Origin of the sequence: Micromonospora sp. NPDC005324 (genome assembly GCF_040607155.1) — a bacterium.
Lineage (GTDB): Bacteria > Actinomycetota > Actinomycetes > Mycobacteriales > Micromonosporaceae > Micromonospora > Micromonospora trifolii.
On sequence record NZ_JBEXGE010000022.1, the window covers coordinates 1 to 23,736 of the forward strand.

20 protein-coding genes and 1 tRNA gene are annotated in these 23,736 nt (G+C 69.8%); 7 read left to right on the forward strand and 14 right to left on the reverse strand.

Translation table 11 applies throughout. The features are described from left to right. Positions 1 to 82: 82 nt before the first annotated feature. The 8 genes from polA to ABZS40_RS22235 form a co-directional block, all read right to left on the reverse strand. Complete coding sequence (gene polA / locus ABZS40_RS22200; RefSeq protein ID WP_354945232.1) at positions 83 to 2,782, reverse strand: DNA polymerase I; 2,700 nt, start codon at positions 2,780 to 2,782, stop codon at positions 83 to 85. Between the two features lie 124 nt (positions 2,783 to 2,906). Further along, positions 2,907 to 3,620: an ABC transporter ATP-binding protein gene (locus ABZS40_RS22205; protein ID WP_354945233.1), complete on the reverse strand. Its 714-nt coding sequence runs from the start codon at positions 3,618 to 3,620 to the stop codon at positions 2,907 to 2,909. Then, positions 3,607 to 4,548 (reverse strand): ABC transporter ATP-binding protein, encoded by a 942-nt coding sequence (locus ABZS40_RS22210; RefSeq protein ID WP_354945234.1) that lies wholly within the window; start codon positions 4,546 to 4,548, stop codon positions 3,607 to 3,609. The genes ABZS40_RS22205 and ABZS40_RS22210 overlap by 14 nt, the downstream gene beginning before the upstream one ends. After that, entirely contained in the window at positions 4,541 to 5,719 is a 1,179-nt protein-coding gene (locus ABZS40_RS22215; protein ID WP_354945235.1) for a branched-chain amino acid ABC transporter permease, read from the reverse strand. The genes ABZS40_RS22210 and ABZS40_RS22215 overlap by 8 nt, the downstream gene beginning before the upstream one ends. Continuing rightward, the gene (locus tag ABZS40_RS22220; protein WP_238680225.1) at positions 5,716 to 6,699 is read right to left on the reverse strand and encodes a branched-chain amino acid ABC transporter permease; all 984 of its coding nucleotides are present in this window, start codon (positions 6,697 to 6,699) and stop codon (positions 5,716 to 5,718) included. Before ABZS40_RS22220 ends, ABZS40_RS22215 begins: the two co-directional genes overlap by 4 nt. A 66-nt stretch (positions 6,700 to 6,765) precedes the next feature. Continuing rightward, complete coding sequence (locus tag ABZS40_RS22225; RefSeq protein ID WP_354945236.1) at positions 6,766 to 7,917, reverse strand: branched-chain amino acid ABC transporter substrate-binding protein; 1,152 nt, start codon at positions 7,915 to 7,917, stop codon at positions 6,766 to 6,768. Positions 7,918 to 8,283: 366 nt separating this feature from the next. Next, a complete protein-coding gene (locus ABZS40_RS22230) occupies positions 8,284 to 9,471 on the reverse strand; it encodes a hypothetical protein (RefSeq protein WP_354945237.1) in 1,188 nt (395 codons plus the stop codon). Between the two features lie 66 nt (positions 9,472 to 9,537). Next, positions 9,538 to 10,161 carry a response regulator gene (locus ABZS40_RS22235; protein ID WP_130402813.1) on the reverse strand — a complete coding sequence of 208 codons (624 nt, stop codon included), beginning with the start codon at positions 10,159 to 10,161 and terminating at the stop codon, positions 9,538 to 9,540. Between the two features lie 105 nt (positions 10,162 to 10,266). Here ABZS40_RS22235 and ABZS40_RS22240 point away from each other — a divergent pair. The 3 genes from ABZS40_RS22240 to ABZS40_RS22250 all read left to right on the forward strand — a co-directional run bounded on the left by ABZS40_RS22240 (position 10,267) and on the right by ABZS40_RS22250 (position 11,820). Beyond that, positions 10,267 to 10,343: transfer RNA gene (locus ABZS40_RS22240), tRNA-Leu, on the forward strand. 33 nt (positions 10,344 to 10,376) lie between these two features. Continuing rightward, positions 10,377 to 11,069: a transcriptional regulator gene (locus tag ABZS40_RS22245; RefSeq protein WP_354945238.1), complete on the forward strand. Its 693-nt coding sequence runs from the start codon at positions 10,377 to 10,379 to the stop codon at positions 11,067 to 11,069. A 100-nt stretch (positions 11,070 to 11,169) separates the two neighbouring features. After that, positions 11,170 to 11,820, forward strand: a complete 651-nt coding sequence (locus ABZS40_RS22250; RefSeq protein WP_354945239.1) for an NAD-dependent epimerase/dehydratase family protein — start codon at positions 11,170 to 11,172, stop codon at positions 11,818 to 11,820. A gap of 11 nt (positions 11,821 to 11,831) precedes the next feature. On the opposite strand, the gene ABZS40_RS22255 is transcribed toward ABZS40_RS22250, so the two are convergent. After that, a complete protein-coding gene (locus tag ABZS40_RS22255) occupies positions 11,832 to 13,010 on the reverse strand; it encodes an aminotransferase class I/II-fold pyridoxal phosphate-dependent enzyme (protein ID WP_354945240.1) in 1,179 nt (392 codons plus the stop codon). Positions 13,011 to 13,093: 83 nt separating this feature from the next. Between ABZS40_RS22255 and ABZS40_RS22260 the strand changes: the two genes are divergently transcribed. Both ABZS40_RS22260 and ABZS40_RS22265 read left to right on the forward strand, forming a co-directional pair. After that, on the forward strand, positions 13,094 to 13,573 hold the full coding sequence (locus tag ABZS40_RS22260) for an Lrp/AsnC family transcriptional regulator (protein ID WP_030334356.1): 480 nt from the start codon (positions 13,094 to 13,096) through the stop codon (positions 13,571 to 13,573). A 73-nt stretch (positions 13,574 to 13,646) separates the two neighbouring features. Then, a complete protein-coding gene (locus ABZS40_RS22265; RefSeq protein ID WP_354945241.1) occupies positions 13,647 to 14,657 on the forward strand; it encodes an LLM class flavin-dependent oxidoreductase in 1,011 nt (336 codons plus the stop codon). 200 nt (positions 14,658 to 14,857) lie between these two features. Here ABZS40_RS22265 and ABZS40_RS22270 read toward each other — a convergent pair whose 3' ends face one another. Then, positions 14,858 to 17,077 (reverse strand): cellulose binding domain-containing protein, encoded by a 2,220-nt coding sequence (locus ABZS40_RS22270; protein ID WP_354945242.1) that lies wholly within the window; start codon positions 17,075 to 17,077, stop codon positions 14,858 to 14,860. Positions 17,078 to 17,305: 228 nt separating this feature from the next. On the opposite strand from ABZS40_RS22270, the gene ABZS40_RS22275 reads away from it, so the two are divergent. Next, positions 17,306 to 18,766: a pyridoxal-dependent decarboxylase gene (locus tag ABZS40_RS22275; RefSeq protein WP_354945243.1), complete on the forward strand. Its 1,461-nt coding sequence runs from the start codon at positions 17,306 to 17,308 to the stop codon at positions 18,764 to 18,766. A gap of 50 nt (positions 18,767 to 18,816) precedes the next feature. Here the strand turns inward: ABZS40_RS22275 and ABZS40_RS22280 are convergent, their stop codons facing one another. Both ABZS40_RS22280 and ABZS40_RS22285 read right to left on the reverse strand, forming a co-directional pair. Beyond that, positions 18,817 to 19,803 carry a sulfite exporter TauE/SafE family protein gene (locus ABZS40_RS22280; RefSeq protein ID WP_354945343.1) on the reverse strand — a complete coding sequence of 329 codons (987 nt, stop codon included), beginning with the start codon at positions 19,801 to 19,803 and terminating at the stop codon, positions 18,817 to 18,819. A 107-nt stretch (positions 19,804 to 19,910) separates the two neighbouring features. Continuing rightward, the gene (locus ABZS40_RS22285) at positions 19,911 to 20,375 is read right to left on the reverse strand and encodes an Rrf2 family transcriptional regulator (RefSeq protein ID WP_354945244.1); all 465 of its coding nucleotides are present in this window, start codon (positions 20,373 to 20,375) and stop codon (positions 19,911 to 19,913) included. A gap of 267 nt (positions 20,376 to 20,642) precedes the next feature. On the opposite strand from ABZS40_RS22285, the gene ABZS40_RS22290 reads away from it, so the two are divergent. After that, positions 20,643 to 21,311, forward strand: a complete 669-nt coding sequence (locus ABZS40_RS22290; protein WP_354945245.1) for a YceI family protein — start codon at positions 20,643 to 20,645, stop codon at positions 21,309 to 21,311. A 71-nt stretch (positions 21,312 to 21,382) separates the two neighbouring features. Here the strand turns inward: ABZS40_RS22290 and ABZS40_RS22295 are convergent, their stop codons facing one another. Continuing rightward, the gene (locus tag ABZS40_RS22295) at positions 21,383 to 22,267 is read right to left on the reverse strand and encodes an acyl-CoA thioesterase II (RefSeq protein WP_354945246.1); all 885 of its coding nucleotides are present in this window, start codon (positions 22,265 to 22,267) and stop codon (positions 21,383 to 21,385) included. Further along, positions 22,264 to 23,712, reverse strand: coding sequence for a pyruvate kinase (gene pyk, locus ABZS40_RS22300; protein ID WP_238680212.1), 1,449 nt, complete (start codon positions 23,710 to 23,712; stop codon positions 22,264 to 22,266). The genes ABZS40_RS22295 and pyk overlap by 4 nt, the downstream gene beginning before the upstream one ends. Positions 23,713 to 23,736: the final 24 nt, after the last annotated feature.

Sequence of the window (23,736 nt, forward strand, 5' to 3'; positions counted from 1 at the left end):
GCCCGACCCACGCAGGGATCAAGCCTGACCGCCCGGAGTGGGTCGGGCTGCCCCGGAACCCCACACCGCAACCAAGAACCGATCAGTGATCGGCGCTGTTCCAGTCGCGGCCCAGGCCGACGGACACCTCCAGCGGCACGGACAACGGGTAAGCCCCGCCCATCTCCCGCCGGACCAGGGCCTCCAGGGCCTCCCGCTCACCGGGGGCGACCTCGAAGACCAGCTCGTCGTGCACCTGCAACAGCATCCGCGAGCGCAGCCCGGCCTCGCCGAGCGCGGTGTCGACGTGCAGCATCGCCACCTTGATGATGTCGGCGGCGGAGCCCTGGATGGGGGCGTTGAGCGCCATCCGCTCGGCGATGTCACGGCGCTGCCGGTTGTCGCTGACCAGGTCGGGCAGGTAGCGGCGCCGACCGAGGATGGTGGAGGTGTAGCCGTCCTGGCGGGCCCGGGCGACCACCTGCTGGAGGTAGTCGCGCACCCCGCCGAAGCCGGCGAAGTAGTTCTCCATCAGACCGCGCGCCTCCTCGGTGCTGATGCTGAGCTGTTGGGACAGGCCGAAGGCGCTGAGCCCGTACGCCAGGCCGTAGTTCATGGCCTTGATCTTGCGCCGGTGGTCGGGAGAGACCTCGTCGAGCGGCACCCCGAAGACCGACGAGGCGGTGACGGCGTGGAAGTCGGCGCCGGAGTTGAACGCGTCGATCAGCGCGTCGTCCGAGCTGAGGTGCGCCATGATGCGCATCTCGATCTGGCTGTAGTCGGCGGTGAGCAGGCACTCGTAGCCGTCTCCCACCACGAAGGCCCGCCGGATCCGCCGGCCCTCCTCGGTGCGGATCGGGATGTTCTGCAGGTTGGGCTCGGTGGAGGAGAGCCGACCGGTGGCCGCCACGGTCTGGTTGAAGGTGGTGTGGATCCGGCCGTCGTCGGAGACCGACTTGAGCAGCCCGTCGACTGTCGACTTGAGCTTGGCCACGTCCCGGTGACGCAGCAGGTGGGCCAGCACCGGGTGCGGCTGCTGCGCGTAGAGCCACTGCAGGGCGTCGGCGTCGGTGGTGTAGCCCGTCTTGATCTTCTTGGTCTTCGGCAGACCCAGCTCGGTGAAGAGGATCTCCTGCAACTGCTTGGGCGAGCCGAGGTTGAACTCACGGCCCACCGCCTCGTACGCGCCCTGCGCTGCGGCCTTCACCTCGGCGGCGAAGTGGGCCTCCAGCTCGGACAGATAGTCGGTGTCGGCGGCGATGCCGGTGCTCTCCATGGTGGCCAGCACCCGCATCAACGGCAGCTCCACGCCGGCCATCAACCGGGCGGACTGCTCACCGTCGCGGGACAGCTCGGCGTCGATCGCGTCGGCCAGGTCGAGGGTGGCCCGGCCCTGGAGCATCAGGTTCTGCTCGACCACCCCCTCGTCGCCGAGGCCGTCGAGGGTGAGCTGGCCGGACTCCGGGACGTCCACCCGCAGCTCCCGGTGCAGGTAGCGCAGCGCCAGGTCGGTCAGGTCGTAGGACCGCTGGTCGGGACGGGCCAGGTACGCGGCGATCTGGGTGTCCCGGACGATGCCGTCGAGCTGCCAGCCGTGCGCGGCGCAGGCCAGCACCGCCGGCTTGCTGTCGTGCAGAACCTTGGGGCGCTGCGCGTCGGCCAACCAGCTGGCCAGGGCACCCTCGTCGGTCGCATCGAGACGTGCCGGGTCGACCCAGGCAGCCGCGCCGCCGGCGGTGGCCAACGCCAGACCGCTGATCGAGGCGGTGTGCCGGCGGTTGGGGCCGGTGTCGAGTTTGACCGCCAACCCGACCGGGGTGCCGGTCGGGACGTGCGTGGTCAGCCACCCGGCCAGCGCGCCGGGCTCGGTGAGCACCTCGCCGGTGAGGTCGAAGCCGGATTCGGCCTCCGGCTCGACCGACTCCAGGTACTGGTAGAGACGGTCGCGCAGGATGCGGAACTCCAGGGTGTCGAAGACCTGGTGCACGGCTTCCCGGTCCCAACCCGTCCAGCGGGTCTCCTCCGGGCGCAGCGGCAGCTCCAGGTCGGAGACGAGGCGGTTGATCTCGTAGTTGCGGATCACGTCGGCGAGCCGCTCCCGAAAGCTGTCGCCGGCCTTGCCCTTGATCTCGTCGGCGCGGGCGATCACGCCCTCCACCCCGCCGTACGTGGTGATCCACTTGGCCGCGGTCTTGGGGCCGACACCCGGGACGCCGGGCAGGTTGTCGCTGGTCTCGCCGACCAGCGCGGCGAGGTCCCGGTACTGCTGTGGCGGAACGCCGTACTTCGCCTCGATCGCCGCCGGGTCCATCCGGGCCAGGTCGGAGACGCCCTTGCGCGGGTAGAGGACGGTGATCTGGTCGTCGACCAACTGGAACGCGTCGCGGTCACCGCTGCTGATCAGCACCGACATGCCCTGGTCGCGGGCCTGGCAGGCGAGCGTGGCGATGACGTCGTCGGCCTCGAAGCCCTCTTTCTCCACCACCGGGATCTGCAGCGCGGCCAGGACCTCCTTGACCAGGCTGACCTGGCCCTTGAAGTCGGTCGGGGTCTCGCTGCGGCCGGCCTTGTACTCCGCGTACCTGTCGGTGCGGAAGGAGTGGCGGGAGACGTCGAAGGCCACGACGATGTGGGTGGGCTGCTCGTCGCGCAGCACGTTGATCAGCATCGAGGTGAAGCCGTACACCGCGTTGGTCGGCTGACCCGTCGTGGTGGAGAAGTTTTCCACAGGAAGGGCGAAGAACGCCCGGTATGCCATGGAATGTCCGTCGACGAGAAGCAGGCGCGGTGTCGTAGCTGTCACGGCAGCGACTCTAGTCCGTCGCACCGACATCCCTGGCGCTCGGCACGGGGTGCCGCGACACCGAGCCGAACGCCGACGGCCGGCCACCCCCGCGAGGGGATGACCGGCCGCCGAACTGGGTGGCTCAGGCCACGCCGAGGTACGCCTCCTTGACCGACGGATCGTGCAGCAGGTCCTGACCGGACCCCTCCTTCACGATCCGACCGGTCTCCAGCACGTAACCGCGGTGTGCCCGCGACAGCGCCTGCTGGGCGTTCTGCTCGACCAGCAGGATCGTGGTGCCCTGCTGGTTGATCTCGGTGATGATGTCGAAGATCTGCCGGATCACCAGCGGGGCCAGCCCCATCGACGGCTCGTCGAGCAGCAGCAGCTTCGGTCGGCTCATCAGCGCCCGACCGACCGCGAGCATCTGCTGCTCGCCGCCGGAGAGGGTGCCACCGGCCTGCTTGCGCCGCTCGGCCAACCGCGGGAAGAGGGTCAGCACCCGTTCCAGGTCGGCCGCTATGCCGGCGGAGTCCCGCCGGGTGTACGCCCCCATGTCCAGGTTCTCCATGACGGTCATACCCGGGAAGATCTGCCGTCCCTCGGGCGACTGACACAGCCCCCGGACCACCCGCAGGTCGGCCCGGAGCTTGCTGATGTCCTCGCCGTTGAACGTGATCTTCCCCTCGGCCAGCGACCGGGTCCCCGAGATGGCCCGCATGGTGGTGGTCTTCCCGGCGCCGTTCGCGCCGATCAGGGCCACCACCTCGCCCTCGTTGACGGTGAGGCTGATCCCGTGCAGTGCCTCGATCCGGCCGTACGCGACGGCGACGTTCTCCAGCTCAAGCAGCGTCATCTGCGGGCTCCCCCAGGTACGCGGCGATCACCCTCGGATCGCGGCTGACCTCCGCGGGCGCACCCTCGGCGATCTTGCGGCCGAACTCCAGCACCACGATCCGGTCGGTGACACCCATGACCAGCCGCATGTCGTGCTCGATGAGCAGCACGGTCAGCCCCATGTCACGGATGTTGCGGATCAGGGTGAGGAGCTCCTCCTTCTCCGCCGGGTTGAAGCCGGCGGCCGGCTCGTCCAGGCAGATCAGCTTCGGCTCGGTGGCCAGCGCGCGGGCGATCTCCAACCGGCGCTGGTAGCCGTACGGCAGGTTGCGCGCCTCGTCGTTGGCCCGGTCGGCGATCCCGACGAAGCGCAACAGCTCGAGCGCCTTGGCCTCGGCGGCCCGCTCCTCGAGGATGTGCCGGGACAAGCCGAACGTCTTGGCGAACGTCCGGCGCACCTGCTGCCAGGTCCGGACGATCCCGGACGCGGCGGTGACCTGCGGCAACTCGTGCGGCTTCGGCTTGCGCCGAGGCAGCCGGAAGAGCGCCCCGGGCACGCTGGTCTTGTGCCGGGAGTCGGTGCCGACCATGACGTTCTCCAGCGCCGTCATCTCCGGGAAGAGACGGATGTTCTGGAACGTCCGGGAGATGCCCAACTGGCTGATCTGGTGCGGCTTGCGGCCGGTCACCTTCTGGCCGCGGAACCGGACCGCTCCGGAGGTCGGCTTGTAGACCCCGGTCATCACGTTGAAGCTGGTGGTCTTGCCGGCGCCATTGGGACCGATGAGACCGAGGATCTCGCCCTCGTAGATCTGGAAATTGATCTTGTCGAGGGCGACCACGCCGCCGAAGCGGAGCGTGACGTCGTCGACTTCGAGCAGTACCGACCGGGGCCCCGGCTGGGCCGGGATCTTCGGCGCGGACGTGCTGGTGGTCAGGTCAGACATGAGCGGGCGCCTCCTCTGCCTCTGCCGCGCGGTCCTTCAACTCGCGGGCCCGCCGCCGGCTGGGGATCAGGCCCTGCGGACGCAGGATCATCACCAGCACCATGGCCAACCCGAAGACCAGCCACCGGTAGTCGGCGAAGTCGCGGAACCGTTCCGGCAGGTACGCCAGCAGGACGGCGCCGAGCGAGACGCCGATCATGTTGCCGGAACCGCCGACCACGACCATGGCGACGAAGAGGATCGAGAGGTTCGCGTTGAACTGGGTCGGGTCGATGAACGCGTTCCGGCTGCCGAAGAGGAAGCCCGACAGGCCACCGAGCGCCGCGCCCATGGCGAACGCCCACAGCTTGAACTTGAACGGGTACACGCCCATCACCGCGGCGGCGTCCTCGTCCTCACGGACCGCGAGCCAGGCGCGACCGACCCGGCTGTGCTCCAGTCGGCGAACCAGGACCACCATCAACAGCACGAAGGTGATCGCCAGCCAGTACCAGGGCTTCGCGTCGATCAGACCGAAGACCTTGTTGTCCGCCGACGGCGGACCCTCCGGACCCGGAATGGCCGAGATACCGACCGGACCGTTGGTGACACCCGTGGCGTTGCGGGCGACGATGCGGATGATCTCACCGAAGCCGAGGGTCACGATGGCCAGGTAGTCACCGCGCAACCGAAGCGTCGGCCAACCCAGCAGCACGCCGGAGATCATCGTCAGCACGATCGCGAGCAGGAGGCAGATGCCCCAGGTCACCGCCCAGGTCGGCGGCAGGTTGAACTCCTGCTGGATCCACTTCACCACAGGCGAGTTCACCGAGCCGAACAGCGCCACGCTGTACGCCCCGATGGCGAAGAAGCCGATGTAGCCCAGGTCGAGCAGGCCGGCGAGACCGACCACCACGTTCAGCCCGATGGCGACCAGCACGTAGATGGCGCAGACGAAGAGCACGCCCGCCCAGTTGTTGCCACCCTCGATCGAGTCGGTACGCAGGTTGTTCAGACCGGGGATCATGAGACCGCCGGGCAGCTTGCCCAGGTACGGCAGGTGGTAGAGGAAGACGAGCAGAGCCAGCACACCGATGGCCTTCTGCCACTTCGGCAGGGCCCTCCAACGGTCGCCGACCGAGATCAGGAGGCCGATTCGACGGCGGTCTGCGGAGCGAATCTTGTCGATCATGCGCGGGCCCTCCCGAGCGACTCACCCAACAGGCCGGTGGGCCGGAACATCAGCACCACGATCAGCACCACGAAGGCGATGACGTCCTCCCAGTTGGACGCGAAGAGCGTGGCGCCGTAGACCTCGACGACGCCGAGGAAGAGACCACCCAGCAGAGCTCCGCGCAGGTTGCCGATGCCACCCAGCACGGCGGCGGTGAACGCCTTCAGGCCGAGCACGAAGCCGATGCTGTTCTGGGTGAAGCCGAACCGCATGCTCCACAACAGCGCGGCGGCGCCGGCCATGATGCCACCGAGCACGAAGATCAGCATGATCACGCGCTCCTGGTTGACGCCCATCAGCGCGGCGGTCTCCGGGTTCTGGGCCACCGCTCGCACGCCACGGCCGTACCGGGTGCGGTTGATGAACCAGTCCAGCAGGGCCATCATCGCCACGGCAGCCACGAAGACGATCAGCTGGATGTTCGTGATCGCGGTGTTGCCGATGGTGAACAGGGTTTCCTGCTGAATGATCGTCGGCATACCGACGATCTGCCGGGGCCGGCCGAACGCCTCCGGCAACACCGTACCGAGCAGCTTCGGCAGCACCTGCCCGAAGAGCTCCACGAAGACCAGCGACAGGCCGATAGCGGTGATCAGGAAGATCAGCGGCGGCGCGTTCTTGCGCCGCAACGGCCGGTACGCGATTCGCTCGAGCGCCAGGGCCGTACCGCCCGAGGCGACCGCCGCGACGACCAGACCGAGCACCAGGAACAGGATCGCCTGGCCGACAGGAGGGTTATTTTGCACACCGAGCTGGGTCCACAGGATCAGCACCGCGAAGGTACCGACCATGAACACCTCGGAGTGCGCAAAGTTGATCAGGCGAAGGACGCCATAGACGAGGGTGTAACCAAGGGCGATCAGGGCGTAGATGGCGCCCTTGGAAAGGCCATCGACCGTGTGCTGGCCGAGATGGCCGATCAGTTCATCGAAATGCACCGGGGGTCTCCTTGAATCGAGAGCGGCCGGGGTGAAGCACCCCGGCCGCACTCCATTGCGTGGGCGTCAGCTGAGCTTGAGCTCCTGCAGCGCCTCGATAGCGTTGCCCTTGATCTGGTAGGCCCAGATGACAACCTTCGACGGGTCGACGTCACCCTTGGCATCGAACTTGATGTACTTCGACACACCCTGCTTGTCGTACGCCTTCACGAACGCCAGGATGTCCGCCCGGGTCTTCTTGCCAGCCTTGAAGGCGTCCAGGTAGACCGTGGCGCCGTCGAAGCCTTCCGCACCGTAGGAGCCCGGCGGGATGCCGAACTTCTTCTGGTAGTCGGCGGAGAAGGTGCCGCCGGCCTTGTCGGCCGGGAGGCACGGGCAGGTGATGATCGCGCCCTCGGCGCCACCGGAGGCACCCGACGGGAACGCGGTGTCGTAGAGACCGTCCGGGCCGACGAACTTGGCGTTGACGCCCGCGGCACGCATCTGCTTCACCAGCGGAGCAGCCTCACGGGTGTAACCGCCGTAGAAGACGAAGTCGGCCTGCGAAGACTTGATCTTGGAGACGGTGGCGTCGAACTGCGTCTGCCGCTCCTGGATCTTGTCCTTGTTCACGACCAGCGGGCCGAGCTGCTTGCCCAGCTCGTCGGTGATGCCGGCGCCGTACGCGCTGGCGTCGTCGACCATGAAGACCTTCTGCGCGTTCTGGGTCTTCAGGTAGCTGGCCACGGCACCGGCCTGCGTGCTGTCGTTGCCGACCACGCGGTAGAAGGACGTGTTGCCCTTCTGGGTCAGGTCGGTCCGGGTCGCCGACGGGCTGACCATCGCCAGGCCGGCGGCCTGGTAGATCGGCATCGTCGCGTCCGACTCACCGGAGAAGTGACCACCGATGACACCGAGGAACGTGTTGTCCCCCGCGATCTGGTTCGCGAACGGGGTCGCCACCGCGGGGTCACCCTGGGTGTCGAACTCCTGCATGGTGACCTTGCAGTTCGGGTTCGCCGCGGTGAACTGCTCCACGGCGAGCTTCGCGCCGTTCAGCGACGGGATCACCAGACCCGCGTTGTCGCCGGTGAACGCACCGAAGATCGCAATCTTGCCACCGCAGTCACCAGACGCGGTCCCACCGTCGCCGCCACCGGAATCCTGGCAACCAGCCGCAACCACCAGGGTCGCGGCGAGCGCCACGGTACCCAGCGCCCGTACATAGCTTCGCCTCACGGCTTCAGACCTCCTCGAGATGCGGACGCGGCTGACCCGAAGCGACGGCGACAGCAGCAGACTCGCAATTCCACCCACCCCGCAGGGACACCCCCTGCGTTACGGCTCGTGATGGCGGAGCGTACCGACACGACATAGCGTCCCGGAAGGCCTGAAGGCTGGGTCTGCGAAACCGTTACGAAGACGTGGGCAATCATGTCGATGTCCGTAACAGGTGAACCCGCCAGACGGTCCTTAAAACCCACGCCCGGTCGCAGTCCACCCGCAACGACCCGGACCGCGCGCGCCTGACAAAAAGTCGACTGACCTGCGAAAACGTCCGCGCGGGCCGCGCACCGGATGGAAGTGTCACCGCTCCGTCGACGTTCAGGCGCCCGCGCCGGCCGCCCACCACAACCCGGCCCGGGTGCCGTCGTCCGCCGCCAACCACCACCGGTCACCCACCGCCACCAGCGTCACATCCCGGTCGACGCCCGCCGGCACATCGAGCGGCATCGTCGCCTCCCGCCACGAACCACCCCGGTCGGTCGACACCCACACCGAATTCCGAGCCCCATCCGTCACCGCGGCGAACAGACTGCCACCGGACGACACCAGCGACCCCACCCCCGGCACCCCGGGCCCAGCCCGCCGCCCGAACGTCCCGACGGCCACCCAACCCGCCGCCTCCTGGCGCCACGCGCCGAACGTCCCCCCGCGCAGCCCGACCGCCACCGGCACGCCGTCGACCAGCACCACCCGCTGCATCTCCTCGTACTCCGACCCACCCGGCAACACGGTGCGCCGCCACGACCGGCCGTCCGGCGAGGACCACACCGCCGGATCACGGTCGATCCGGCCAGCGGGCAACAAACCACCCACCGTCAGCCACCCCGACGACGTCGCCACCGCGTCGAACGCCCAGGTCACCCCCACCGCGTCACTGGCCAGCTCCGGCGCGCCCTCGACCAGCGCGAACTCCGCCGCCGCCGGCGACGCCACCCAGGACGCGGCACCCGCCGACCGGTTACCGACGATCAACCAACCCTGCGGGCCGGCCGCCAGCCGGGACACGTTCACCGCCGTCGGCCCGCCGTACGTCTCGAACGACGCCTGCACCTCGACCAGCGCGCCATCGGCCACCTGCCGCCACGTGCTCACCCGCGGATAACCGTGCGCACCGCCGACCTTCGCGCCGATCAACGCCACCTGACCATCGCGGCAGGCCGCCGACAGGAACACGTTCTGCCGCCCGTAGAAGGAATCCGGACGCACCGGCAGCACCGTCCACGTCGTACCGTCCACGCTGGTCCAGGCCGCCGGACGCGTGCCACCGTCGGCGGCCAGGACACCACCGACCACGAACCACCGACCCGCGCACGACGTCGCGTCCCGCAGCAGGGGACGACCCGGGCCACCCGGCGGCGCCGGCAGCGTCAACGGCTGCCAACCCGGCCGCAGCGCCGGCGCGGCGGCCGTCGTCGACCCCGCGCCGCTCGGCGCGGCCGGCCCGTCGCACCCGGCGAGCAGCAGCGCGAAGAGGCCGAACACCGCGATCACCCGTCGGACGGACACCCGTCGATGCTAACCACCAGACCCCGCGCACGGTGGCCCAGCGCAGCCCGTTGTCACCAGGAACGCTCAGACGGTCGGCTGCTGCGACACCTCGCCGCCGGCGGTCTCCGCGAGGATCCGCTCGGCAACCTCTTTCATGGTCATCCGGTGGTCCATCGCCGTGCGCTGGATCCACTTGAACGCCTGCGGCTCGGTCATCCCGTACGTGGTCATCAGCGCGCCCTTGGCGCGCTCCACCGACTTACGGATCTCCAGGCGGTCGGTCAGGCTCGCGACCTCCGCCTCCAGCGCCGCGACCTCCGAGTAACGCGACAACGCGATCTCCACCGCCGGGACCAGGTCGCTCTTCTGGAAAGGCTTCACCAGGTACGCCATTGCGCCCGCCGCCCGCGCCCGCTCCACCAGGTCACGCTGGCTGAACGCGGTCAGGATGATCACCGGGGCGATCCGGGCACCGGCGATGCGCTCGGCGGCGGCCAGCCCGTCCATGATCGGCATCTTGATGTCGAGGATGACGAGGTCGGGCTTCAACTCCTCGGCGAGGCGGACGGCTGTCTCGCCGTCACCGGCCTCCCCCACCACCTCGTAACCCTCTTCGACCAGCATCTCGGCGAGGTCCAGCCGGATCAGCGCCTCGTCCTCGGCGATCAGTACGCGCCTGCGCTCGGCATCCGTCGGCATCTCAGCCACCAGCCCTACCCCCACCAGTCATAAGCCGACACCAACCCGACCGGGTGTCGCCGCCCTCAGCGTAGTAGGTAACCTATGGGAGGCCACCAGAGCATTCGGCCAAGCGTCCCCGTATTCCAACCGGCAGAGAAGCGGAGCTCAAACCTCCGACAGTGTGGGTTCGACTCCCACCGGGGGCACCAAGAGGTGTCGTACGGCTGTTCCAAAATCGTCGTGTGCATCCACCTGAACTGCGCTCACAGGCCCGCGCACTCCGTGCTCGCGGACACACCATCCACTCAGCAGCTCGCACGCTCTCACTGCCCTACGCCACTGTCTGGCACTGGTGCGTCGATCGACCCGAACGGGCGAGGCTCGGCACAGAGCTACGGTGCTTCCGGTGCCTGCCGGATGTCGAGAATCCGACCGACCCCGCTGCCTACTCCTACCTGCTCGGTCTCTACCTGGGAGACGGCCATCTGGCCGTCTCACCGAAGGTGCCGGTGCTTCGGATAGCCTGCACGGCGATCTATCCGAACCTCACGGACGCCTGCGAGGTGGCCATGCTCGCAGTGCTCGCCGCGCGTGTGCAGAGGATCCCCAAGCAAGGCTGCATCTCGGTCGAGAGCAGTGGTGTGCATTGGCCGTGCCTGCTGCCACAGCACGGTCCCGGCAAGAAGCACGAACGGCCGATCATTCTCGCCGACTGGCAGCGGGTCATCGTCACCGAGCACCCCGGCGACTTCCTGCGCGGCCTGTTCCACTCCGACGGCTGCCGGTGCGCCAACCGGGTCACCGTCCGGGGCAAGGAGTATGTCTACCCGCGCTACATGTTCTCGAACAGGTCCGTCGACATCATGGCGCTGTGCCAGTGGTCGCGGCGCGAGGCGGTCGCCGCGTTGGATCGACACGTTGGCCCGAAGTCCTGACACCAGCGACGATCATGTCGGCGGCGGATCAGTTGGTCACCTAACCTGGCCGGTAGACGGCGGGATGTTTGTTGGCAGGTCGGCGACAGGGGTGCAATTGATGCGGGTGGTCATCTTCGGCGCGACGGGCATGGTCGGCCAGGGCGTGCTGCGTGAGAGCCTGCTCGCGCCGGACGTGCGGGAGGTGCTGACGATCGGCCGGCGCCCGACCAAGCAGCGGCATCCGAAACTGCGCGAGCTCACCGTCGCCGACGTCGGCGAGCTTGACGACGTCCGTGCAGAGCTGACCGGCGTGGACGCCTGCTTCTACTGCCTGGGCGTCTCATCGGTGGGCATGGACGAGGCCGCGTACACCCGGATCAGCTACGAATATCCCCTCGCGGCGGCGCGGTTGCTGGCGGAGGTGGGCCCGAACGCCACCTTCGTCTACGTCTCGGGGGTCGGCACCGACTCCACTGGGCACGGTCGGGTGATGTGGGCACGGGTCAAGGGTCGCGCCGAGAACGCGGTGCTCGATCTGCTGCCCAACGGCTATGCGGCACGGCCCGGCTTCATCCAGCCGACGCATGGCGCGGCGTCCCGCACCCGCTGGTACCGGTGGCTCTATGCGGTGACCAACCCGCTGTACCCGGTGCTGAGCCGACTCTTCCCGGCGTACGTGACCAGCACCGACCGGCTCGGCCGGGCGATGCTGCGGGTTGCCCGGGTGGGTTCGCCGAGGCGGGTCCTGGCCGGCCGCGACCTGACCTGAGGACGGGTCGGTCAGGCGATCGTGTCGAGGGCGTGGGCGAGGTCGGCGCGCAGGTCCTCGGGGTCCTCGAGGCCGACCGAGAGGCGCAGCAGGGCGGCGGCGGGTTTGGCGTCGCCCTCGACCGGCCGGTGGGTGAGTGAGGCGGGGTGCTGGATGAGGGTGTCCACGCCGCCGAGGGACACCGCGTGGGTGATGAGGCGGCAGGCGTCGGCGACGGCGGCCGCGGCGGGCGCGCCGCCGCGTACCTCGAAGGCGAGCAGGCTGCCGGGTCCGGACATCTGCCGCCCGACCAGCGCCGCCGGGTCGTCCACCGAGGGGTGGTGCACCCGGTGTACGGCGGGGTGCTCGGCGAGCCAGCCGGCGAGTTTCTCGGCGGTGGCCTGTTGGGCGCGGACCCGCAGCGGCAGGGTTTGCAGGCCGCGGTGCAGCAGGTAACCGCCGAGGGGGTGCAGGATCGCGCCGGTGACCGCGCGGACCTGGCGTAGGCGTACGGCCCAGGTGTCGTCGCAGGCGACGACGCCGGCGAGGACGTCGCCGTGTCCGCCGATGCTCTTGGTGGCGCTGTGCAGGACGAGGGTGGCGCCGTGGCGGGCGGGTTGTTGCAGGACGGGGGTGGCGACGGTGTTGTCGACAAGTAGCGGGATGTCGCCGGCCGCGGCGGCGAGGGCGGCGATGTCGACCAGGTCGACTGTGGGGTTGGCGGGTGTCTCGACGATGACCAGTGCGGTGTCGGGGCGGATGGCGGCGGCGACCTCGTCGGGGCGGGTCCAGGTGACTGTGGTGCCGAGCAGGCCGGTGGCGAGGACGTGGTCGGTGCCGCCGTAGAGAGGTCGGACGGCGACGACGTGCCGGCGGACGTCGCGGGCGGCGGCGAGCAGGGTGGCGGTGAGGGCGGCCATTCCGCTGGCGAAGGCGACGGCCTGGGCGGTGCCCTCCAGTTCGGCGAGGGCGGTTTCGAAGCGGGCGACTGTGGGGTTCCAGAGCCGTTGGTAGACGGCGCTGCCGTCGGCGGGGAGGGTGCCGCCGGTGGCGAGTTGTTCGTACGCGGCGCCGCCGTCGTCGACGGAGGGCAGTGGGTTGGTGGTGGACAGGTCGATGGGTGGTACGTGCACGCCGAGGGTGCGGAGGTCGTCGCGGCCGGCGTGTACGGCCCGGGTGTCCATCGTTGTCATGGCGGTAGCGTCGAACATCTGGCGGCTGGTGGGCAACTGTTCGGCAGATCATTCTGCGTTCCGGGTTGGTTTCCGTGTTGAGTTCGGGTGAGGATGGCGGAATGCCCCCTGAGCCGAATGATGTGCGGCCGTATCCGGCCCTGGATGAGGTGGACCGCGCGATCCTGACCGAGCTGGCGGCGGATGGTCGACTGCCGAACAACGCCCTCGCCGAGCGGGTGGGCGTGGCGCCGTCGACGTGTCTGACGCGTACGCGGGCGCTGCGCGAGCGCGGTGCGATCCGTGGTTTTCACGCCGAGGTGGATCCGGCGGCGCTCGGTCTGCCGTTGCAGGCGTTGGTGTCGGTGCGGTTGACAGCGCACGAGCGGGCGGCGGTGGACGCGTTCCGGGCCCGGTCGGTGCGGCTGCCGGGGGTGGTGTCGGTGTTCCACGTGGCCGGCGCGGAGGACTACGTGCTGCATGTGCGGGCGGCGTCCGGCGACGCGTTGCGGGACTTCGTGCTGGACCACCTGGCGGTGGACCCGGTGGTGCAGCACACGCAGACCAGTCTGATCTTCGAGCAGGCGCGCGGGATGGGTTGAGCGGCGGGGTGAGGTGGCCGACGAAAACCCGTATGCCGGAACAAAACCGGCCGGTGACGGGTTGGCTGAGCGTGTGATCACCGTACCGTTGTCTGTTCTTGATCTTGCCCCGGTCGCCAAGGGCACCACCGCTGGCCAGGCGTTGCAGGCCACCACCGAGTTGGCCCGCCGCACCGAGGAGTTGGGCTACCACCGGTTCTGGGTGGCCGAGCACCACAACATGCCGGCGATCGCCAGCTCCGCCCCCGCGGTGCTGCTGGCGCACCTGGCGGCGAACACCTCGACGATCCGGCTGGGGTCGGGCGGGGTGATGCTGCCCAACCACGCGCCGCTGGTGGTGGCCGAGCAGTTCGGCACCCTGGAGGCGCTGCACCCCGGTCGGATCGACCTGGGCATCGGGCGGGCGCCGGGCACCGACCAGGTGACCGCGCTGGCGTTGCGGCGCACCATGGAGGGCCTGTCGGCGGAGGGTTTTCCGCGCGAGCTGACAGACCTGATGAACTACTTCAGCGGGGAGAAGCCGGGGCAGATCATCGCCACGCCGGGCCGTGGTGAGCAGCCGGCCGTGTGGCTGTTGGGCTCCAGCGGTTTCAGCGCCCAGCTCGCCGGTCTGCTCGGTCTGCCGTTCTCGTTCGCGCACCACTTCAGCTCGCAGAACACGTTGCCGGCGCTGGCCCTGTACCGGCAGAACTTCCGGCCGTCGCAGTGGCTGGACGAGCCGTACGCGATGGTGGCGGTCAACGCGGTGTGCGCGGAGACCGACGAGCGGGCCGAATGGTTGGCCGGGCCGAGCGCCCTGTCGTTTTTGAAGTTGCGCTCCGGGCGGCCGGAGCCGCTGTCGACGCCCGACGAGGCGGCGGCGTACCCGTACTCGGAGATCGAGCGGGAGTTCGTCGTGGCGCGCCGTGACGGTCAGGCGATGGGCTCGCCGGAGACGGTGCGTCGACAGCTGACCGAGCTGCTGGAGCGCACCGGCGCGGACGAGCTGATGCTGACCACGCTGGTGTACGACGTGCAGGACCGGGTGCGGTCGTACGAATTGATCGCCGAGCAGGTGGTGGGCGGTCTACGCCAGAGCGCGTGAAACACGATCTTCACGTCAGCGTCACCCCGCCGACCCGGACGGTGCCTAATGTTGGTGCCGGTGGTGGTACGGCATTCCCGGTCGGGACGGGTTGGGAATGCCGCGGTGTGGCGCACCGGGCCGGAGCTGAGCGGATTCCGCGGCTGCGGCCCGGTGCCTGCCACCCTAGGCGACCCCGCTCGGGACCGCCAGGGGTTGCATCAACGTAGATGGATGTCCGGCGTGGGTGGGGTGCCCATTGCACTGCCGATGAAGAACCCCGGGTGTGGCGGTTGGTTGTAGGCGGTGTTCTGCCACGCGATCGCCACCCGATACTGCGGGTCGTGCATCAGGGTGTAGATCCGGGTGCTGGTCGGGGTGGGTGTGCTGTAGATGCGCAGCGCCCGGCTGTCGGTGGTCCGCCAGATCACCTCCTCGCGCCAGTCGCCCAGGATGTCGCCGGAGAGCGCCGGCGTGGACTTGGTGCCGTTGTTGGACGCCACCCCGCTGCCGTCGAGCAGCCGGGTCTCACCGCCGGTGCCGTACTTGTCGATCTTCGTGCCGTCGAGCAGTTCCCGCACCGGGTCGCCGTCCCACCAGGCGAGGAAGTTGGCCGAGGACGGCTTGCGGCCCACGTTCTGCCCCCTGGTGTTGGCCAGTCCGGCGACCGCTGACGACCACGACTCCGCGCCGGGGCTGCCCGCCCAGATGTCCGCGGAGACACCCCGGCCGTTGTCGCCGGACGCCGGCGTGGACCAGAGGACCTGACCGGTACGGGCGTCGGCGAAGTACGAGCTGGGCCTGCTGGCGTCCTCGTCGACCTTGAACACCTCCAGGCCGGCGCGGCCCGGGTCCAGGTCCCCCACGTGCAGGGCGTCGCCGTGGCCGTTGCCCGTCGAGTGGAGCAGCCGGCCGTTGTCGTCGATGGTGGCGGCCCCGTACACGATCTCCTGGCGACCGTCGGCGTCGACGTCGGCCACGGAGAGCTGGTGGTTGCCCTGACCGGCGGCGGCGCCGTTGCCAGAGGAGTTCGAGTCGAACGTCCAGCGCCTGGTCAGCGTGCCGTTGCGGAAGTCCCAGGCGGCGATCACCGCGCGGGTGTAGTAGCCCCGGGCCATGATCAGCGAGGGGCGCTGCCCGTCCAGGTACGCGGTGCCGGCGAGGAACCGGTCCACCCGGTTGCCGTACGAGTCGCCCCAGGACGACACGGTGCCGCGCGGCGGGTCGTAGGTGACGGTGGAGGCGATCGCGCCGGTCTGCCCGTTGAACATGGTCAGGTACTCCGGGCCGGACAACACGTAACCGCTGGAGTTGCGGTGGTCCGCCGACGACGAACCGATGAGCTGACCGGTGCCGGAGCGGGTGCCGTCGGCGGTCTTCATGGCCACCTCGGCGCGGCCGTCGCCGTCGTAGTCGTACACCTGGAACTGGGTGTAGTGGGCGCCCGCCCGGATGTTGCGGCCCAGGTCGACCCGCCACAACCGGGTGCCGGTGAGGGTGTACGCGTCGACGTAGACGTTGCCGGTGTAGCCGGACTGCGAGTTGTCCTTGGCGTTCGACGGTTCCCACTTGAGCACGATCTCGTAGCTGCCGTCGCCGTTGAGGTCACCGACGGAGGCGTCGCTGGCGCTGTACGAGTAGCTCTCGCCGCTGGGGGTGCTGCCCCCGGCCGGGACCTGCAACGGCACGTCCAGGTAGCCCGCGCCGAACTGCAACGCCGGCGCCGACGCCGCCTGCTCGGCGCCGCCCACCACGGCCCGCACCGTGTACGCCGAGCCGGCCGCCGCGCCGCTGTCGAGGTGGTTGGTGGCGCCGGTGATCGGGCTGGCGTTGACCCTGGTGGATCCCCGGTAGAGGTTGAACGCCACCCCGGAGGTCTCGGTGCCGAGCAGCCGCCAGGAGACCAGGTTGCCGCTGCCGGAACGGACGCTGACCAGCCCTCGGTCCAGGTCCTCCATCTGCACCACCCCGGCCGACGTCGGGGGCGGGGTGGTGGGTGGCGGGGTGGTCGGCCCGTCGGTGGGTGGGGCGCCGGTGCAGGTGGTGCCGTTGAGGGCGAAGCCACCCGGCACCGGGTTGCTGCCGGTCCACGAACCGTTGAAGCCGAACGAGGCGCTGCCGTTCGTGGCGATGGCGACGTTGTGGTCGACGTTGCGCGCGGTCACCTGGGCGCCGGACTGGGCGACGACGGCGTTCCACGCCTGGGTGACCTGCTGGCCCGCTGCGTACGACCAGGTGAGCGCCCACCCACTGACCGGGTCGCCGAGGTTGGTGACTGCGATGTTGGCGCCGAAGCCGCCCTGCCACTGGTTGGTGATCTGATAGTCGACCCGGCAGCCGACGGCGGCGGCCGAGGCGACGACCGTGCCGAGGGTGCCGGCCACGACGGTGGCCGCCGTCGTGGCGGCGAGCAGGATCAGCCGATGTCTGGACGGGTGCATGCACTGCCTCCGGGGATCCGGTGATGATCGCTACGACCCACCTGCCCTGCCCGGGAAGCACGGTGGACCGAACCCACCGCGACGGCGGCGGACGGCGATCTGATCGGGGGTGAAACGCCCTGGAACTCACGGATCCGACTCACCGCGCATCGTAAGGCAAGCGCTTTCCGCTACGCAACATCGACCACCATCGCTTGCTTGCGGATCCCGCTCTTGCCTCGGTGATCGATGCCTGATCAACTCGTCCGGGTGAGCGCTCACCACATGGACCCCGCCGAATTCCGTCGCGCCGGCCACGCCGTCGTCGACTGGATTGCCGACTACTGGGCGACAGTGGAGCAACGACCGGTCGCCCCGGCCGACCCGCCCGGCACCGTGGCCGACGCCCTGCCCACCGAACCGCCCACCACCGGCGGCGAACCGGTCGAGGCGATCCTCACCGACCTGGACTCGATCGTCCTACCGGGGCTGACCCACTGGCAGCACCCGGGCTTCTTCGGCTACTTCCCCGGCAACACCTCCGGCCCGAGCGTGCTCGGCGACCTGGTCAGCTCCGGTCTCGGCGTCCAGGGCATGCTCTGGGCCTCCAGCCCGGCCTGCACCGAGCTGGAGACGGTGATGATGGACTGGTTGGCCCACCTGCTGGACCTGCCACAGCGGTTCCGCTCCACCGGCGCCGGCGGTGGGGTCATCCAGGACTCGGCGTCCTCGGCGACGCTGGTGGCCACCCTGGCCGCACTGCACCGGGCCAGCGGCGGGAGCTGGCGGCACACCGGCATCGACCGGCGCTACCGCGCCTACACCTCCATCCACGGGCACTCGTCCATCGAGAAGGCGGTACGGATCGCCGGGCTGGGCAGCGACGGAATCCGGTCCATCGACGTGGACCCGGACACCCAGGCGATGCTGCCGGACGCGCTGCGGGCCGCCATCGAGGCCGACCTGGCCGTCGGTGACGTACCGGCCATCGTGGTGGCGACCATCGGCACCACCTCCACCACCGCCGTCGACCCGCTGCCGGAAATCGGGGCCATCTGCGCCGAGTACGGGATCTGGCTGCACGTGGACGCCGCGTACGCGGGCGCCGCCGCCGTCTGCCCCGAGCTGCGGTGGACGCACGCCGGCCTGGAGTACGCCGATTCCTACTGCTTCGACCCGCACAAGTGGCTGCTCACCGGCTTCGACTGCGACGCGTTCTGGGTGGCCGACCGGGCCGAACTGATCGAGGCGCTGACCGTCCTGCCGGAGTTTCTCCGCAACGCGGCCTCCGAATCCGGCGCGGTGATCGACTACCGGGACTGGCAGGTGCCGCTGGGTCGGCGGTTCCGGTCCCTCAAGCTGTGGTTCGTGCTGCGCTGGTACGGCGTCGAAGGGCTGCGGGCGCACATCCGCTCCGGGGTGGCGCTGGCCGAACGGTTCGCCGAGCGGGTCCGCACCGACGACCGGTTCGAGGTGGTGGCGGCGCACCCGTTCTCACTGGTCTGCTTCCGACTGCGCGCCGACGACGACACCAACGCGGCGCTGCTGGCCTCGGCGAACGCCACCGGACGGGTGCACCTCACGCACACCCGGGTCGCCGGCCGCTACACGCTGCGACTGGCGGTCGGCTCACCCCAGACCACCGAAGGGCACATCGACGAAGCCTGGACCCTGCTCTCCGCGGCAGCCAACACCCTGCTCACCCCCTGACCCGCCCGTCGCCCCGCATCCCGCGGGCCGGCGGGCGGGCGGGGCGGGGTTCAGCGCGGGTTGGGCGTACCCGTTGCGGCCAGATCGGCCGGGACCTCGCCGGCGGATGCAGCGTCGGGGGCCTCAGCGGGCGCGACGGCAGCGGCCGTGGGTGAAGCGCTCGCGGCTTCGGCGCGGGCGCGGCGGGTACGGCGTAGGGCGCGCACGGCCAACACCAGCGCGGCCAGCCAGCCGGCGGCGAGCAGGGCGTACAGGGCAGGGCGGGCCGGACCGTCCAGTTCGGCGGAACGCATCAGGGTGCGGGCGTTGGTCAGCACGATCACGCCGCCGACTGCCGCGCCGAGCAGTTGGGCGGGCACGATTCGCACCAGCCAGGCGGCCAGCGGGGCGGCGATGAGCCCGCCGATGAGCAGTGCGGCGACGGTGGGGAGCAGGAATCCCTCCGAGCCCAGCCCGATCAGGAAGCCGATGCTGGCCGCGCCGGCCACGACGAACTCGGCGGTGTCCACGGAACCGATCACCTTGCGGGGCTCCATGCGGCCGGAGACCAGCAGCGCGGGGGTGGCCACCGGGCCCCACCCGCCGCCGCCGGTCGCGTCGACGAAGCCGGCGACCAGGCCCAGGGGGCCGAGGAAACGACCGCGGAGCCGTCCGCCGATCCGGTCGGTGCGCAGTGGTCGGGCGAAGCGGATCAGGAGGTACGCGCCGAGCGTGAAGAGAATGCCGGCCATCCACGGTGCGGCGGCCTCTGTGGAGATTGAGCTGAGCAGTGTGGCGCCGGCGAAGGCGCCGATCGCGCCGGGCAGGGCGATACGGGTCACCACCCGCCAGTCGACGTTGCCGAACCGCCAGTGCGCGACCCCGGCGGCGAGCGTCGTGCCGATCTCGGCCAGGTGCACCGAGGCCGAGGCGGCGGCCGGGGCGACCCCGGCGACCAGCAGCAGAGTGGACGATGTCAAGCCGTACGCCATGCCGAGCGAACCATCGATCAGTTGCGCGACGAGCCCGACCAGAGCGAGGACCAACAGCTTGCGCACGAGCGCCCCCAGACTTTTCGGCATCTCCTATCGACTTGGTCGACAATGCGGGATGGGGCAGCCAGGGTCAAGCCCCCGATCGCATGAAGCTGGAGGCGAGCCGGCGCTCAGATCCAGGCGCGTGGGTCGGCGGCCAGCTCGGTGACCCGCGCGGGCAGCGTGCCGGCGGCCACATCGGCGATGCTGACCAGCTCCAGGATCTCCCGCTCGCTTGCCCGTAGCGCGATCCAGACTTCCTGGAGGGCGTGCGCCGGGCCGTGGTAGCCGAGCTGCTCGGGGCGTTGCCCGCGTACGTGGGCGAGGGGCCCGTCGATCACCCGGATGACCTCGGCGAGCGAGATCTCCTCGGCGGGGCGGGCCAGCCAGTAGCCGCCCTCCGGGCCGCGCTGGGCGTGCACGATGCCGCCCCGGCGCAGCTGGAGAAGGATGCTCTCCAGGAACTTCGGCGGGATCTCCTGGGCGCGGGCGATCTGGTCGGCCGTGACCGGCCGGCCGCGCCCGGGGCCGCTGGCCGTCGCGGCAAGCTCGGCGGCCGCGCGGAGGGCATAGTCGACCCGGGCGGAGAGGCGCATGTCGGCAAGGTTAGTCGCTGGTCAACCGGGCGGGCGGGCGACCCTCGGCCGATCGGCCACGCATCGATGGAAAGTAGCGCCGCTGGCGCGCGTCCGGGTCGCCGGTAGGGACCGGTGAAGTACGTCATGATCCACCGTATGGTGGCGGCGGAAATGCCGATTCGGAGCGTCCCTATGCTGGGCGGGAGTACGAATGTCTGGCCGTTTACGCGGCCGCCAGCAACATATTGATAAACACCCGGGTGTGCTCGGGGGGAAGGCAACACGATGACCGATATCGCCACACGCACCTGGGACGGCATGACCATCCCGGTGGCCGGCACCTATCTTCTCGATCAGGCGCACAAGCGGATCGGTTTCCTGTCCCGGCACATGATGGTGAGCCCGGTGCGCGGCGAGTTCGCCGAGGCGACAGCGCAGATCTTCGTGGCGGAGGACCCGCTGCTCTCCTCGGTGACGGCCACCATCATGTCGGCCAGCATCACCACCGGGAGTGCCGATCGGGACACGCATCTGAAGAGTGCCGACTTCCTCGACGTGGAGCGTTTTCCCACAATCGAATATCGAAGCACCGGTATCACCTGGCAGGGCAACGAGGACCCCATATTCCAGTGGGCGCGTCTGCGCAACCACCGGTTGGGCGGACGAGGCCGGAGTCACATTGTTCCGCCGCAGTCCGACGGTATTCCCGGACGATTCGTCCTCACCGGTGAGTTGACAGTGAAGGGGATCACCCGGGCCGTGGACCTGGAGGTGAATTTTGGTGGTGCTCGTCAGGATCCGTACGGGCAGAACATCTTCGGATTCAGCGCGACGGCCGAGATGAACCGCGAGGACTACGGCCTGCTCTGGAATGTGGTCCTGGAGAGCGGCGGGGTGTTGGTCGGCAAGACGGTGCAGATCGAGATCGCCGGCGAGGCCATCTACCAGGCCTGAACCACATCATCCCGCCAGTTGCCTGGCGGGGATGAGCGACAACTACCCGGCGGGGATGAGCCGCCAGAGCGTCAGGCGCCCACGCGGCGCAGCAGACCCTCCTGGACGGCGCTGGCGATCTGCCGGCCGTCTGTGGTGAACATCCGGCCGGTGGCCAGCCCACGCGCGCCGGACGCCGACGGGCTCAGGCAGTCGTAGAGGAACCACTCGTCGGCCCGGAACGGCCGGTGGAACCAGAGCGCGTGGTCCAGGCTCGCGCCGACCAACCCGCCCGGCCCCCACACCTCGCCGTGCGCGGAGAGCACCGAGTCCAGCAGGGTGAGGTCCGAGGCGTAGGTGAGCGCGCAGGCGTGCAGCAGGGGGTCGTCGGGCAGTTTGCCGTCGATGCGCATCCAGACGCGCTGGTGCGGGTCGGCGGGCCGGTCGCCGGGGCGGACCCAGCCGGGCTCACCCACGTAGCGCACGTCGATCGGTCGCGGGATCTGACCCCAGATGCCCAGCCGCTCCGGGTAGCGGGAGAGCCGGTCGGTCATCGTCGGCACGTCCTGCGGCGGGGGCACGTCCAGCGGGGACGTGGCCTGGTGGTCCAGCCCCTCCTCGGCCCGCTGGAACGACGCCGACATGAAGAAGATCGGCTTGTCGTGCTGGAGGGCGACCGCGCGGCGGACCGAGAAGGACCGGCCGTCGCGGATGTTCTCCACCTGGTACACGATCGGCTCGACCGGGTCGCCGGGGCGGACGAAGTAGCCGTGCAGCGAGTGCACGAACCGCTCCGGGTCGACGGTGCGGCCGGCGGCGACCAGGGCCTGACCGGCAACCTGGCCGCCGTACACCCGTTGTGGGCCGACCGGGGGGCTCATCCCCCGGAAGGTCATCTCCCCGGTCGGGTCGAGGTCGAGCACTTCGAGCAGCTGGTCCACCGCCGCCTGGCCGACCGCGACCCGACCGTCGCTCACTGCAGGGCCCGCGCCGACGCGGCGTCGACCAGCGAGCCGAGCTGGTGTACGCGCAGCGTGTTGGTCGAGCCGGGGGTGCCGGGCGGGCTACCCGCGACGATCACCACGTAGTCACCGGGGTTGGCCCGGTCGAGGCCGAGCAGCGCCTGGTCGACCTGGCGGAACATGTCGTCGGTGTGCTGCACGAACGGCATCAGGAAGGTCTCCACGCCCCAGGTGAGGGCGAGCTGGTCGCGCACCTCGGGGACCGGCGTGAAGGCCAGCAGCGGCAGGTCGCAGTGCAGGCGGGACAGCCGTCGCACGGTGTCACCGGTCTGTGAGAACGCGACGAGCGCCTTGGCGTTGATGGCCCGGGCGATCGACGAGGCGGCGACGGTGAGGGCGCCACCGTGGGTACGCGGGTCGTGCTGCAACCGCGGCACCCCGATGGAACCGGCCTCGGTGGTCGTCACGATCTTGGCCATGGTGCTGACGGTGAGCACCGGATACTTGCCGACGCTGGTCTCGCCGGAGAGCATCACCGCGTCGGCGCCGTCGAGCACCGCGTTGGCGACGTCGGAGGCCTCCGCCCGGGTGGGGCGGGAATTCTCGATCATGGAGTCGAGCATCTGGGTGGCCACGATGACGGGCTTGGCGTTCTCCCGGCACAGCTGCACAGCGCGCTTCTGCACCAGCGGGACCTCGTCCAGCGGCATCTCGACACCGAGGTCACCGCGGGCGACCATGACGCCGTCGAAGGCCAGCACGATGGCCTCCAGGTGCTCCACGGCCTCCGGCTTCTCGACCTTGGCGAGCACCGGCCGGAACACGCCCTCCTCGGCCATGATGTTGTGAACGAGCTTGATGTCCTCGGCGGAGCGGACGAAGGAGAGCGCCACCAGGTCGACGCCCAGACCCAGGGAGAAGCGCAGGTCCTCGGCGTCCTTGTCCGACATGGCGGGCACGCTGACCGCCACGTTGGGCAGCGACACGCCCTTGTTGTTGGAGACCGGGCCGCCCTCGGTGACGAGGCAGCGGATGTCGTTGCCGGTGACGTCGGTGACCTCGACGGCGACTCGACCGTCGTCGATCAGCAGCCGGTCGCCGGGCTTCACCTCGTGCGGCAGCTTTGTGTAGGTGCAGGAGACCCGCTCCTTGGTGCCGATGACGTCGTCGCCGGTGATCACGACCGAGTCACCGGTGCGCCACTCGTGCGGGCCGTCGGCGAACCGACCGAGCCGGATCTTGGGGCCCTGCAGGTCGGCAAGCACGGCGACCGGCTTACCCGTTGCCTCCGACGCCTCCCGGACCAGTCGGTAGACCGCCTCGTGGTCGGCGTGGCTGCCGTGGCTGAAGTTGAGCCTCGCCACGTTCATGCCGGCCTCGACAAGACCCCGGATGCGCTCCGGGGACGAGGTGGCGGGACCCAGAGTGCAGACGATCTTTACGCGGCGTGTCACGCCCATCAGGCTAGTCTCTCCTTCAGGTCG